The sequence below is a fragment of the Streptomyces sp. NPDC014801 genome (assembly GCF_043082085.1).
GTDB lineage: Bacteria > Actinomycetota > Actinomycetes > Streptomycetales > Streptomycetaceae > Streptomyces.
The window spans coordinates 203,896-216,900 of record NZ_JBIBXG010000002.1 but is presented as its reverse complement, the minus strand read 5'-3'; the positions used below and the strand labels follow the sequence as shown (position 1 = coordinate 216,900).

Genomic DNA, 13,005 nt, shown 5'->3' with positions numbered 1-13,005 from the left:
CTCGCCCGCCTGCGGACGCCGCGCCGTTGCCCGCGTCCCTCGCCCGCCTGCGGACGCCGCGCCGTCCCCCGCGCCCTCGCCCGCCTGCGGTGCCCTGCTCCCGCCAGGACCCGGACCCGCTACCGCTTCACCGCCCGCAGCACCACGAACTTCGGATCGCTGCCCACCACCTCACAGCTCCCGAACAGCCGCCGCAGCTTCACGTGATACCCCAGGTGCCGATTGCCGATCACCCACAGCTCCCCACCCGGCCGCAGCACCCGCCGGGCCCCCGTGAACATCCGCCAGGCCACGGCGTCCGTGGTCGCCTGGTGCGCATGGAACGGCGGATTGTTCAGCACGACGTCCACGCTGCCGGAGGCCACCCCCGCCAGCCCGTCCCCGACCCGGAACTCCCCGTGCCCGGGCACCCCGTTCGCCTTGTACGTCGCCTCCGCCGAGGCCACCGCCTGGAACGACTCGTCCACGAACAGCACCTCGGCCTCCGGATTGGCCAGCGCCACCGACGTGCCGACGACACCGTTGCCGCACCCCAGGTCGACGACGCGCTGCGCCCCGCGCGTCGCCGGCAGATGCCGCAGGAAGAACCGCGTACCGATGTCCAGCCGGTCCGCGCAGAACACCCCCGCGTGGTTCACCACCGGCCGTCCGGACGCCGGCCCGATGCCGTCCGGCAGCGTGTAGGTGTACGGCCACGGGTTGGCCGGCCGCTCGCGCCCGGGCTCCGGCGTACAGAAGATCAGCCGCGCCTTCTGCTGCGCCAGCGAGGTGCGGGTCGGCCCGAGGATCCGCTCGAACAGGGTCAGCGTCGAGGTGTGGATCTCCTTCACCATGCCCGCGCCGACCACCACGCTGCCCTCGTGCAGCGCGGGCGCCAGCCGCAGCAGCTGGTCCTCCAGCAGCGCCAGGCTCTTCGGCACCCGCACCAGCAGCACGTCGATCCGCTCGGGCGGCGCGTCCTGCGTGGTCAGCAGGGACACCGTGCCCGGCGCGACCCCGTTGCGGGCGAGGTTGGCCCGGGTCGCCTCCTGCCCCAGATGGGAGTCGGTGATCTGGACCGGCGCGTGCGCGGCGAGCGCCGTGACCAGCGCCCCCCAGCGGTCGCCGACGACCACGACCGTGCCGGACAGGTCGATCCGCTCCTCGGCCAGATGCCGCAGCAGATACGCGTCGGAGGCGTCCCAGGCGCGCAGCCGGTCGCGCGGGTCCTCGGGGAATCGGGTCAGCGCGAACGCGCCGAACGGCGTCGTCATACGGTCGTCCATGGTGCGTCCAGGCTAGCGGAACCGCAGCTCAGGCCCGGTGGGGCAGGATGGGACCATGGACGCCGAGCTGTTCACGCGCGAGCGCGCCGCCGTCGCGCCCGGCGCGGTCCACGTGCCGGACTGGCTGGACGCCGCCCGGCAGCGCACCCTGCTCGACGCCTGCCGCACCTGGGCGCGCCCCCCGGCCGGACTGCGCACGGTGCGCACTCCCGGCGGCGGCACGATGACCGCCCGCCAGGTGTGCCTGGGCTGGCACTGGTACCCGTACGCCTACGCCCGCACCGTCGTCGACGGCGACGGCGCCCCCGTCAAACCGTTCCCGGACTGGCTCGGCGAACTGGCGCGGCAGGCGGTCACCGACGCGCTCGGCCCGCAGGCGGTCGCCCCGGCGCCGTACGACATCGCGCTGATCAACTTCTACGACGCCGACGCGCGCATGGGCATGCACCGCGACGGCGACGAGAAGACCGACGCCCCGGTGGTCTCGCTCAGTCTCGGGGACACCTGCGTGTTCCGCTTCGGCAACACCGCGACGCGCACCCGGCCGTACACCGACGTCGAGTTGCGCAGCGGCGACCTGTTCGTCTTCGGCGGGCCGTCCCGGTTCGCCTACCACGGGGTGCCGCGCGTGCTGCCGGGCACCGCGCCGCCGGGGCTCGGGCTGACCGGGCGGCTGAACGTCACCCTGCGGGTCAGCGGCCTGCGGGCGGACACCACGTGAGCAGCGGATCATGACAGACTCGCCCTCATGAGCGGCAAGGCGGACCCCCGGCCGGCGGGGGAAGGGACCACCTCGAGGACGCGGCTGGACCGGGGGCGCGGTGCGCTCGGACCCGCGTTGGAGCTCGTGCACACGGGGCGGGCCCCGACCCGAGCCGTGCTCACCGCCGAACTCGGCGTCACCCGCGCCACCGCCGGCGCCGTGGCCGCGGAGCTGGAGGCGCTGGGGCTGATCCGGGTGGACGCCCGGCCGAGCGCCCCCGCCGGCTCCCAGGGCAGGCCCTCGCACCGGCTGCACCTCGCCGAGGACGGGCCGGTGGCGCTCGCCGCGCAGGTCCACGCCGACGGCTTCCGCGCCGCCCTGGTCGGTCTCGGCGGGCGGATCGTGGCGACCGCGCCCGGCTGCGAGACCGTCGACGCCGACCCGGCGAAGGTGCTCGGTTCCGTCGTCGAGGCCGGGGCACGGCTGCTGGCGGAGACCGGGCGGCGCTGCGTGGGCGCCGGACTCGCCGTGCCGTCCGCCGTCGCCGAGCCGGAGGGCCTCGCCCTCAACCCGCTGCACCTGGCCTGGCCGGTGGGCGCGGCGGTGCGGGAGATCTTCGCCGAGTGCGTGCGCGAGGCGGGCATCGCCGGGCCGGCGTTCGCCGCCAACGACGTGAACCTCGCCGCGCTCGCCGAGCACCGGCACGGCGCCGGCCGCGGCTCGCGCGACCTGCTGTGCGTGGCCACCGGGCACCGCGGCGTGGGCGGCGCGCTGGTGCTCGACGGGCGCCTGCACACGGGCAGTTCGGGCCTCGCCCTGGAGGTCGGCCACCTCACCGTCAACCCCGAGGGCGGCCGCCCCTGCCACTGCGGCAGCCGCGGCTGTCTCGACGTCGAAGCCGACCCGCTCGCCCTGCTCACCGCCGCCGGCCGCGACCCCGGCCCCGAGGTGTCGCTGCTCCAGCAGGCCAACGACCTGATCCGGCGCGAGTACGACGACCCGGCCGTCCGCCGTGCCGTCGAGGCGCTCATCGACCGGCTGGGCCTGGGCCTGGCGGGCCTGGTGAACATCCTGAACCCCGACCGGATCATCCTCGGCGGCCTGCACCGCACGCTGCTCGACGCCGACCCCGAGCGACTGCGCGCCGTCGTCGCCGACCGCAGCCTGTGGGGCCGCAGCGGCGGCGTCCCCATCCTCGCCTGCTCCCTGGACCACAACAGCCTGGTCGGCGCGGCCGAACTGGCCTGGCAGCCGGTCCTGGACGACCCCCTGACCGCGCTGACATCCGGCTGACGCGGCCAGGGCGTACCGCAGGCCGTCACGGCGGCCGGCGCGAGCCGCTACAGCGCGGCGCCCCCGTCGATCACCAGGTCCGTGCCGACCAGGGACGCGGCCTCGTCGGACGCCAGGTACAGGACCGCCGCGGCGACCTCCTGCGTGGACGAGACCCGGCCGAGCGGCGACTGGTCCTTCATCCGTACGGCACGATCGGCCTCCGTCTCGCCGGGCCGCAGCGACATCGAGGTGTCCGAGGCGCCGGGGCTGACGGCGTTGATCCGTACACCGTCCGCGATGTACTCCAGGGCGGCGCCCCGGGTGAGGGAGGCGACGGCCGCCTTGCTCGCGGCGTACGCGACGGCGTTCGGCACCTGCGTGTGGCGGCCCAGATTGGAGGCCACGTTGACGATCGCGCCGCCGCCGGGCTGCGTCCGCATCTGCCGGATCTCGGCCTGCAGGGCGAGGAAGACACCCGTGACGTTGATGTCGAGCAGCGTCTGCCAGTCGTCCACGGCCAGGTCGGCGAGCGGTCCGCCGCGGAAGACGCCCGCGTTGTTCACGGCCACGTCGAGAGCGCCGAACCGCTCGACGACGGCGTGCACCAGCTCCCGCACGTCGGCGGCCCGGCTGACGTCGGCGACCTCGGCGACGGCCGTGCCGCCGGCGCGCTCGACCAGCGCCACCGTCTCCTCGAGCGGCGCCCGGGAGCGGCCGGCCACGACGACCCGGGCGCCCTCGGCGGCGAGGGCGAGCGCGGCGGCCCGGCCGATGCCGGTGCCGGCGCCGGTGACGAGAGCGGAGCGGCCGGTGAAACGGTTGCCGGACATGGGATTCCCTTCGAGGAAGTGTCAGGACGGGCGAAAGCAGGACGGGCGACAGCAGGGCGGCGAAAGAAACGGGCGTGCGGGACCGGGCCGGGACAGGCGGGGAACGGGACCGCGGGCGCGGTCAGCGGCGCCCCTTTCTTTCCGGACCATTCGGTCGAATATGAAGGCGATGAAAGGTGTCGCCGTGGAAGGGGTGCGTGCGGTGACTCCGCTCGACGCGGTGGTGGGTGCGGTCCGCCTCCGGGGCTAGTCCAGCAGGGCCAGCGCCGCTTCCGCCGCGTCCAGCACCCGGCCGGGCTCCGTCGAGGCCTTGCCGACCGCGCGGAAGCCCTGCATCAGGACGAGCAGCATGCGGGCGAGCGCGCGCGGATCGCGGCCGTCGGGCAGCTCGCCCTGGGCCCGGGCCCGCAGCAGGGCAGAGTGCAGCAGCGTCTCCACGTGCCCCCAGCTGCGCTCCACGCGGCGGGCGGCGGCCTCGTCGTGCGGGGCCAGCTCGGCCGCCGTGTTGGTGACGAAACATCCCCGCTCGCGCCGGGAGGCGTCGGCCGACTCGGCGGCGAAGCGGCGCACCACCGCCCGGACGGCCGGCAGGGCCGGCCCCGGCTGGGACAACTCCAGGGCGAGGGACGGGTCGTGCATCTCGCCGTAGCGGTCCAGGGCTTTGAGGTACAGCTCGTGCTTGTTCCCGAAGGTGGCGTAGAGGCTGGCGCGCCCGATCCCGAGGTGGTCGACCAGGTCCGCCATCGACGTCGCCTCGTAGCCCTTGCGCCAGAAGAGGTCGAGGGCCGACAGCAGGGCGGCGTCCGGATCGAATTCCTTGGTCCTGGCCATGACGGGGACGCTATCGGATTCTGGAACGAACGGTCAACACGAGTGTTTCGCCGACGACACGGCCGGCCACGTCGCCCCCTTCGGCGGGGACCGGTCGGCCGTCACTCGTACGCGGGGTGGCGGGGGCGTGGGCGGCGTGCTTGCCCGGCGTGTCGTAGGGAAGGCTGGAGCCTGAGGTCCGCACCGCACTCCACGACAGGAACATCCGTCTCATGACCGACAAGCTCACCGTCAGCGTCCTCGGCACCGGCATCATGGGCGCCGCGATGGCCCGCAACCTCGCCCGCGCCGGCCACACCGTCCGCGCCTGGAACCGCACCCGCGCCAAGGCCGAGCCCCTGGCCGCCGACGGCGTCCACGTCGCCGACGGGCCGGCCGAGGCGGTGCGCGACGCCGACGTCGTGCTGACCATGCTGTACGACGGCGCCGCCGCCCTGGACGTGATGCGGCAGGCCGCGCCCGCGCTGCGCTCGGGCGCCGTCTGGATGCAGTCCACCACGGCCGGCCTGGACTCCGTCCCCGAGATGGCGGCCTTCGCCCGGGAACACGGCCTGCTCTTCTACGACGCCCCCGTGCTCGGCACCCGGCAGCCCGCCGAGGCCGGGCAGCTGACCGTCCTGGCCGCCGGCCCCGCCGAGGGCCGTGAGCGGGTCACGCCCGTGTTCGACGCCGTCGGGGCGCGCACGGTGTGGACCGGTGAGGACGGCGGCGCCGCGAGCGCCACCCGGCTGAAGCTGGTCGCCAACAGTTGGGTGATCGCGGCGACTGCGGCGACCGGGGAGTCACTGGCCCTGGCCAAGGCCCTGGACGTCGACCCCGCCGGCTTCTTCGACCTCATCGCCGGCGGCCCGCTCGACATGGGCTACCTGCACGCCAAGGCGTCGCTGGTGCTCGACGGCAAGCTGACGCCGCCGCAGTTCGCGGTGGCGACGGCGGAGAAGGACGCCCGGCTGATCGTGGCGGCCGGCGAGCGGCACGGCGTACGCCTCGACGTGGCCGCCGCGAGCGCGGAGCGCATGGCCCGCGCCGCCGCCCAGGGCCACGCCGACGAGGACATGGTGGCCGCGTACTTCGCCAGCTTCCCCGAGGAGCCGGCGTCCTGAGCACCGGCCGGACCCAGGCACTCCCAGCCCGCACACCACTTCCAGGAGGATCCGCATGTCCAAGCCGCCCCTGCCGCCCGAGGCCGTGGAGCTGCTGCGCCGCCCCAACCCCTGTGTGATGGCCACCCTGCGCGCCGACGGCGCGCCCGTGTCCACCCCCACCTGGTACCTGTGGGAGGACGACGGCCGGGTCCTGGTCAACCTCGACGAGGGCCGCGTCCGCCTCAAGCACCTGCGCCGCGACCCGCGCGTCACCCTGACCGTCCTGTCCTCGGACGACTGGTACACCCACGTCACGCTGATCGGCCGGGTCGCCGACCTGCGCGAGGACAAGGACCTGGCCGACATCGACCGCCTCGCCACCCACTACACGGGTGGGCCTTACCCGCGCCGGGAGCGGGGCCGGGTCAGCGCGCTGATCGAGGTGGAGCGCTGGCACGGCTGGGGCGCGCTGAAGGACAGCGACCAGCCGGGCTGAACCGCCCTCAGCGGCGGCGCGGCCGGGGCACCAGCTCGCCGCCGCAGTTCGGGCACACCCCGCCCATCTCCTCGGCGCACGCGACGCAGAACGTGCACTCGTACGAGCAGATCCGGGCGGGTGCCTCGGGCGGCACCTCCGCCGTCGTGCAGCGCTCGCACCGCTCACGCATCTCAAGGGCCATCGCCGTCTCGCTCCTCGGGTACGGGGCCCCGGAGCCGTCGCACGGCCCCTCGGCCGGGGTGTTCCGGCCATGGTGCGGTGCCGGCCGTCCGCCGCGCGCCGCCCGGCCGGGCCGGAACCCGACAGGATCGGGCCACGGCGGGCCCGGCGGGTCGGCCGCTCACCGCCAGTCGACGGCGAAGGCGCGCGCGGGATTGCGGGTGAGGATCGCCGTCACCAGGTCCTCGCCGAGCGCGGCGGCGAGCCGCGGCCGCACCCGGCGCAGCAGATACGGCATCCCGGGGCCGCCGTTCACCGACCGGGCGGCGGCGGTCGTGGTGTCCCCGCCGAGCAGCAGCCGGTCGCCGAACCCGGCCTCGGCGAGGGCGCGCACGGCCTCCGGCATGCGCCAGTCCGTGGCGTGGTGCGCCCGCGAGGGGCCGTCGAAGGCGAGCCAGCAGCCGGCCTCGGCGGCCTGCCGGTGCGCCACCGGGTCCGGGAAGCGGTTCAGGTGACCGAGGATCACCCGCTCCGGCGGCACCCCCAAGTCCCCGCAGAGCAGGTCGAGGACGTCCGGTGCGCCCGTGCCCAGCTCCAGGTGCACGGCGATCGGCGCGCCCGTCGCCCGGTGCGCCTCGGCAGCCGCGGTCATCGTCCAGCGGGCGTGCCCGTTGAGCGCGTGGAAGCCGCCCGCCACCTTGATCAGCCCCGCGCGCACCCCCGACGTGCCGATGCCGTCGGTGAGTTCGGCGGCGAACACCTCGGCGAGCCGGCCGCGCAGCCCCTTCAGTACGGTCTCGTCGTAGTGCACGTCCTGGTGCAGTCCCGTCGCCGCGACGACGTGCACGCCGCTCTGCCGGGACAGCGCCGGCAGATCGGCGGCCCGCCGGCCCAGCCCGTACGGCGTCCACTGCACCACGCACCCGCCGCCCTGCTCCCGGAACGCGGCGAGTTCCGCCCGCGCCGCCGCCACGCTCGACAACTCCTCGCCGGGCAGCCGGGGGCTGGCGAAGAACAGGTGGTCGTGCGCGTCGCACACGCCCAGCCGCTCCGGCTCGACGTCGCCGAGCACCGTGCGGACGCGGCTCACCACTGCCGGCCCCGCGGCAGCCGGTCCAGCCCCGGTGCGGACAGGTGGAGCACCTGGAACACCTCGCCCTCGGCCTTGGGTTCCTCCTGCTCCCACAGCGAGAAGTGGACGACCTCCCAGCGGCGCGAGTCCACGACGGCCGCCGCGAGCACCGCGCCGTCCTCGCCCGCGAGCCGGGCCGCCTCGGCCGCCGCGTCCGCCATGAAGTCCGCGATCACCACACCGTCCGGGACGGACCGCCTCCGGATGACGGCGACGGCGGCGGGGGAGCCGGCGGCGGCGCCCTCCTCGTAGGCCAGTCCCGTCCACTGGTGGACGGCCGGCCGGCCGAAGTCGTCGCTGAGCCCCTGGAACGGGCCGCCCCACAGGAAGCGGTTCATGCCACCCAGGGCGTGCCACAGGTAGAACGGCGCGTACGCGTTGACCGGCGAGCCGTGCACGCCGCGTTCCCGGATCAGATAGGCCTTGAGCCCGAGCCCCTCCCAGTCCTCCAGCACCGGGCTGACGCGCGCCACCCGCGCGCGGATCACGTCCATGTCGTAGTCGGCGGGGAGCGTCACGGAGTACTGCATGGCGTGCATGCGGGGTCCTTCCTCAGCTGTGCGGTGCGACCAGGGCGAGCAGCCCCCGGACGGCGGCGTCGAACGCGGCGGGGGAGCCCGAGGCGCGGGCCAGGACGTAACCGCCCTGCACGGTGGCGACGATCGTCGCGGCGATCTCCGCGCTGTCGAGGCCGGCCGCGAACTGCCCCTGCGCCTTGCCCTCCTCGACCAGCGCGGCGAGCCGGTCCTTCACCCAGGCGATCGTCTCGTCGACGGGCGCCCGCAGCTCGGCACTGGCGACGACGTCCGGGTCCATGGTCAGCCGCCCGACGGGGCAGCCGCGCAGCACGTCGCGTTCCCGCGTCAGATACGCGGCGATGCGCTCGTAGGGCGTGCCGGGGCCGTCGAACACCTCCCCGGCGGCAGCCCGCATCTCCTCGGCCGTGCGCCGGATGGCGGCCAGCGCCAGGTCCGGCTTGCCCTTGAAGTGGTGGTACATGCTGCCCTGGCCGGCACCCGCGCGCTCCAGGATCGCCTTCGGGCTGGTGCCCACGTAACCGCGTTCCCACAGCAGTTCGCGGGTGGACTCGATCAGTCGCTCCGACGTGCTCATGGCGCTCACTGTACATACCAGTAGTTACAGAAACCAAGAGGGGAGGACCCGCACGTCGTCCCCACGGTGACACCGCCCCCCGCGGGCGCCCGCCGCGTACTCCCGCGGAGGTACGCGCACTGCCGCTGGCCGTACGACGACCCGGCAGGGGGGTCGGGGAGACGCTCGGAAGCACACCGCAAGAACGCATCCGCGAGGAGATGACCGACCATGACGACCCTGGCGCACTTCGGCGACGGCGGGCCCGGCCCGTGGATCCTGCTCTTCCCCCTGATCTGGGCCCTGGTCATCGGCGGCGGCATCGCGCTGCTGCGCCGCACCGCCTGGCGCGGCGGCCGGCGCGGCCCCTGGCGCCCGCCCGCCCCCGCGGACGACAACTCGCCGCTGACCCTGCTCGGCCGCCGCTTCGCCGCCGGCGAGATCGACGAGGACGAATACTGGCGCCGGCTGTCCGTCCTCGACGAGCAGTTCGGCCGCAAGGGCGGTGTGGCATGACGACCACCACCACCGCCGTACGGACGGCCGCCCGCGTCGTCGACGCCGTCAAGGTGTACGGCAGCGGCGACACCGCCGTCAGGGCCCTGGACGGGGTGAGCGTGGCCTTCCCGGCCGGCCGCTTCACCGCGATCATGGGACCCTCCGGCTCCGGCAAGTCCACCCTCATGCACTGCGCGGCCGGACTCGACACCCTCACGTCCGGCTCCGCCCACATCGGCGACACCGACCTCGCCGGCCTCGACGACCGGCGGCTGACCCTGCTGCGCCGCGACCGGGTCGGGTTCGTCTTCCAGGCGTTCAACCTGGTGCCGACGCTCACCGTCGCCGAGAACATCACCCTGCCGCTCGACCTCGCCGGCACCCGCGGCGACCCGGAGTGGATCGACGCGCTGATCGACGTCGTGGGGCTGCGCGACCGGCTCCACCACCGGCCCGCCGAGTTGTCCGGCGGGCAGCAGCAACGCGTCGCCGTGGCGCGGGCGTTCGCCGGCCGGCCCGACGTGGTCTTCGCCGACGAGCCCACCGGCAACCTCGACTCCCGCTCCGGCGGCGAGGTGCTCGGCCTGCTCGGCCGGGCCGTGCGCACCATGAACCGCACGGTCGTCATGGTCACCCACGACCCGGTGGCCGCCGCCCACGCCGACGAGGTCGTCTTCCTCGCCGACGGCCGCCTCGTCGACCGGATGCAGGAGCCGACCGCCGACCGCGTCCTGGACCGCATGAAAGCGTTCGAGGTGCCCTCATGAACGCCACCGTCCGGATCGGTGTGTCCTCCCTGCGCGCCCACACGCGCCGCTTCGCCGGCACGTTCCTCGCCGTCTTCCTCGGCGTCGCGTTCCTCGCCGGCACCCTCGTCATGGGCGACACCCTGCGCGCGAGCTTCGACTCCATGTTCGGCAGCGCGACCGCGGGCACCGACGCCGTCGTCCGCAGCGCCGACGCCATCACCACACCCGGCGAGAGCCAGGGCGTACGGCAGCCCGTCCCCGCCGCTCTGGCGCACACCATCGAGGGCGTGCCCGGCGTCGCCGCGGCCGTACCGGACATCCAGGGCGCCGGCCAGCTCGTCGGCAGCGACGGCAAGCCCGTCGGCGGCCAGGGCCCGCCCACCTTGGCCGGCAACTGGATCACCGACCCGCGGCTCAACCCCTACCGGCTCGCCGAGGGCCACGCCCCGCGGAAGTCCGGCGAGGTCGTCGTCAACCGGGGCGCCGCGAAGAAGGGCGGCCTGAACCTCGGCGACACCACCGTGCTGCGCACCCCCGACCCGGTGCCGGTGCGGATCGTGGGCCTGGCGACCTTCGGCGGCGCGGACGGCATGGCCCAGGTGACCTTCACCGGAATGACGCAGGCGGACGCCGAGAAGTACCTCACCGCCCGGCCCGGACAGGCCGCGAGCATCCAGGTGCGCGCCGCGGACGGGGTGAGCCGGCGGGACCTGGTCGAGCGGCTCGCCCCCGTGCTGCCGCACGGCGTCGAGGCCATCACCGGGCAGGAGTCGGCGCAGGAGAACACGGACATGATCTCCAGTCAGTTCCTGACCCTGTTCACCACCTTCCTGCTGGTGTTCTCCGGTGTCGCCCTGCTGGTGGCGACCTTCTCCATCCACAACACCTTCGCCATCGTCGTTGCCCAGCGCACCCGCGAGAACGCCCTGCTGCGGGCGCTCGGCGCCTCCCGCCGCCAGGTGACCGCGGGCACGCTCGCCGAGGCGAGCGCCGTCGCGGTGACCGCCTCCCTCGCCGGCCTCGCGGGCGGCATCGGCATCGCCGCCGGGCTGCAGGCGCTCTTCCCGGCCATCGGGTTCCCCTTCCCGGACGGCGGCCTGGTGATCGGTGCCCTGTCGATGGCGCTGCCGCTCGCCGTCGGCGTACTGGTCTGCCTGGGCTCCGCGCTGCTGCCCGCCGTACGCGCCGGGCGCACCGCGCCGCTGGCCGCGCTGCGCGAGACGGCCGTCGACACCTCGGGCGGCTCCCGGTCGCGTGCGGTCGCCGGCGCGGTCCTGCTCGCCCTCGCCGCCGCCGCGACGCTCACCGGCGTCCTGCTCTCCCCGTCGGTCTGGCTCGCGGGCGCCGGTGCCGTGCTGGCCCTGGCCGCGTTCGTCGTCCTCGGACCGGTCGCCGCCGGCACCGCCGTACGGCTGCTCGGCAGCCCCCTGGACCGGCTGCGCGGGGTGACCGGCGCGCTCGCACGGCGCAACGCGCTGCGCAGCCCGAAGCGGACCGCGGCCACCGCCGGGGCGCTGATGATCGGTGTGGCGGTGGTGTCCCTGTTCACCGTCTTCGGCGCCTCGCTGAAGGCGACCATGGACCAGACCGTCTCCCGCTCCTTCGCCGGCGACGTCGCCGTCAGCACGCCCTCGTTCGGGGCGGGCGGCAGCGGGCTCAGCCCGAGGCTGGCACCGGCGATCGCCCGGCTGCCCGAGGTGGACACGGCCGTCGGGCTCGGCAGGGGAGTGGCCCGCGTCGACGGCGAGGGACGGGCGCTCACCGTCACCGACCCGGTCGCCCTCGCCCGCACCTTCGACCTCGGCACCGTGCGCGGCGACCTCGGCCACCTCGGGAGCGACGGCATCGCCGTCACCCGCGCGGAGGCCGACCGGCAGCACCTGAAGCCCGGGGACACCGCCGAACTCACCTTCACCGACGGCCGGACACAGCCCTTCACCGTGCGCGCGGTCTACGGCCGGTCCGAACTCGCCGGCGACTACGTCATCACCCGCGCGGCCTGGGCACCGCACCGCACCCAGGACTCCGACAGCCTCGTCGCCGTCACCTTCAAGGACGGCGTGAGCACCGACGCGGGCAAGGCCGCCGTGCAGCAGGTCGCCGCGCACTACGGCGACCCGCAGGTGCAGACCCGCGACGCCTACGCGCAGTCCTCCGCGGGAGGGATCGACATGATGCTCACGCTGGTCTACGCCCTGCTCGCGCTCGCCGTGCTGATCGCCCTGCTGGGCATCGCCAACACGCTGACTCTGGCGATCCACGAGCGCACCCGTGAACTGGGGCTGCTGCGGGCCGTCGGACAGACCCGCGCCCAGCTGCGGGCCATGGTCCGCTGGGAGTCGGTCCTGGTCGCCGCGTTCGGCACGGCCGGCGGGCTCGGCCTCGGCGCCTTCCTCGGCTGGGTGCTGGTGCAGGCGTCCGACGGCGCGTCGGACAGCGCGTTCGCCTTCGCGCTGCCGCCCGCCCGGCTCGCGGTGGTCGCCCTGGTCGGCCTCGCGGCCGGGGCCCTCGCGGGACTCAGGCCGGCCCGGCGCGCGGCCCGCCTGGACGTGCTGCGGGCCATCGCCACCGAGTGACACGGCGGCGCCGCGCCGGCCTCGGCCCGCCCGGCGCCGCGCCCCTCACCGCCCGGTCAGCCGACAACGGCGGACCGGGCGGGAGCGTGCGCGTGCGCCGGAGCGGGCTCCTCGGCCATCGGAGCCACGGGATCCGCCACCGGGACCAGGGGATCCGCCACCGGGCTCACGGGCTCCGCGAGCGCGGTCACGGGCTCGCCGACGCGGCCGACAGGTTCGGTCACCGGGCCGACCGGTTCGGCCACCGGGCCGACGGGCTCGGCGAGGGGGCTCACCGGTTCGGGCACCGGGCCGACCGGCTCGGCGAGGGG

General features: G+C 75.2%; 14 protein-coding genes. 7 read left to right on the top strand and 7 right to left on the bottom strand.

Annotated elements, in window-relative coordinates; translation table 11 throughout:
• Positions 1–119 precede the first annotated feature (119 nt).
• Complete coding sequence (locus ACF1AL_RS04490; RefSeq protein ID WP_366839993.1) at positions 120–1,253, bottom strand: methyltransferase; 1,134 nt, start codon at positions 1,251–1,253, stop codon at positions 120–122.
• A gap of 67 nt (positions 1,254–1,320) precedes the next feature.
• Here ACF1AL_RS04490 and ACF1AL_RS04485 point away from each other — a divergent pair, with 67 nt between their 5' ends.
• Both ACF1AL_RS04485 and ACF1AL_RS04480 read left to right on the top strand, forming a co-directional pair.
• Positions 1,321–1,986, top strand: coding sequence for an alpha-ketoglutarate-dependent dioxygenase AlkB family protein (locus ACF1AL_RS04485; RefSeq protein WP_391696929.1), 666 nt, complete (start codon positions 1,321–1,323; stop codon positions 1,984–1,986).
• Between the two features lie 27 nt (positions 1,987–2,013).
• Entirely contained in the window at positions 2,014–3,261 is a 1,248-nt protein-coding gene (locus tag ACF1AL_RS04480) for an ROK family protein (protein WP_386419467.1), read from the top strand.
• Between the two features lie 47 nt (positions 3,262–3,308).
• Here ACF1AL_RS04480 and ACF1AL_RS04475 read toward each other — a convergent pair whose 3' ends face one another.
• Positions 3,309–4,073 carry an SDR family NAD(P)-dependent oxidoreductase gene (locus ACF1AL_RS04475; protein WP_391778916.1) on the bottom strand — a complete coding sequence of 255 codons (765 nt, stop codon included), beginning with the start codon at positions 4,071–4,073 and terminating at the stop codon, positions 3,309–3,311.
• 246 nt (positions 4,074–4,319) lie between these two features.
• Entirely contained in the window at positions 4,320–4,904 is a 585-nt protein-coding gene (locus ACF1AL_RS04470) for a TetR/AcrR family transcriptional regulator (RefSeq protein WP_391778915.1), read from the bottom strand.
• Positions 4,905–5,116: 212 nt separating this feature from the next.
• On the opposite strand from ACF1AL_RS04470, the gene ACF1AL_RS04465 reads away from it, so the two are divergent.
• Together ACF1AL_RS04465 and ACF1AL_RS04460 are read left to right on the top strand one after the other, a co-directional pair.
• Positions 5,117–6,007 (top strand): NAD(P)-dependent oxidoreductase, encoded by an 891-nt coding sequence (locus tag ACF1AL_RS04465; protein WP_391778914.1) that lies wholly within the window; start codon positions 5,117–5,119, stop codon positions 6,005–6,007.
• Between the two features lie 55 nt (positions 6,008–6,062).
• On the top strand, positions 6,063–6,485 hold the full coding sequence (locus tag ACF1AL_RS04460) for a PPOX class F420-dependent oxidoreductase (protein WP_391696941.1): 423 nt from the start codon (positions 6,063–6,065) through the stop codon (positions 6,483–6,485).
• Positions 6,486–6,492: 7 nt separating this feature from the next.
• On the opposite strand, the gene ACF1AL_RS04455 is transcribed toward ACF1AL_RS04460, so the two are convergent.
• From ACF1AL_RS04455 to ACF1AL_RS04440, 4 genes are all read right to left on the bottom strand, one after another.
• The gene (locus tag ACF1AL_RS04455; RefSeq protein WP_386585320.1) at positions 6,493–6,669 is read right to left on the bottom strand and encodes a DUF1272 domain-containing protein; all 177 of its coding nucleotides are present in this window, start codon (positions 6,667–6,669) and stop codon (positions 6,493–6,495) included.
• Positions 6,670–6,828: 159 nt separating this feature from the next.
• Positions 6,829–7,737, bottom strand: coding sequence for a phosphotriesterase (locus ACF1AL_RS04450; protein ID WP_391779179.1), 909 nt, complete (start codon positions 7,735–7,737; stop codon positions 6,829–6,831).
• The gene (locus ACF1AL_RS04445) at positions 7,734–8,318 is read right to left on the bottom strand and encodes a DUF4865 family protein (protein WP_391778913.1); all 585 of its coding nucleotides are present in this window, start codon (positions 8,316–8,318) and stop codon (positions 7,734–7,736) included. Before ACF1AL_RS04445 ends, ACF1AL_RS04450 begins: the two co-directional genes overlap by 4 nt.
• 13 nt (positions 8,319–8,331) lie before the next feature.
• The gene (locus ACF1AL_RS04440) at positions 8,332–8,892 is read right to left on the bottom strand and encodes a TetR/AcrR family transcriptional regulator (RefSeq protein WP_391778912.1); all 561 of its coding nucleotides are present in this window, start codon (positions 8,890–8,892) and stop codon (positions 8,332–8,334) included.
• 210 nt (positions 8,893–9,102) lie between these two features.
• On the opposite strand from ACF1AL_RS04440, the gene ACF1AL_RS04435 reads away from it, so the two are divergent.
• The 3 genes from ACF1AL_RS04435 to ACF1AL_RS04425 are packed head-to-tail and all read left to right on the top strand — an operon-like array spanning position 9,103 to position 12,694.
• Positions 9,103–9,387 (top strand): SHOCT domain-containing protein, encoded by a 285-nt coding sequence (locus ACF1AL_RS04435; RefSeq protein ID WP_391696950.1) that lies wholly within the window; start codon positions 9,103–9,105, stop codon positions 9,385–9,387.
• Positions 9,384–10,136 (top strand): ABC transporter ATP-binding protein, encoded by a 753-nt coding sequence (locus tag ACF1AL_RS04430; RefSeq protein ID WP_384209276.1) that lies wholly within the window; start codon positions 9,384–9,386, stop codon positions 10,134–10,136. Before ACF1AL_RS04435 ends, ACF1AL_RS04430 begins: the two co-directional genes overlap by 4 nt.
• Positions 10,133–12,694, top strand: a complete 2,562-nt coding sequence (locus ACF1AL_RS04425; RefSeq protein ID WP_391778911.1) for an ABC transporter permease — start codon at positions 10,133–10,135, stop codon at positions 12,692–12,694. Before ACF1AL_RS04430 ends, ACF1AL_RS04425 begins: the two co-directional genes overlap by 4 nt.
• The last annotated feature ends 311 nt before the right edge of the window (positions 12,695–13,005 follow it).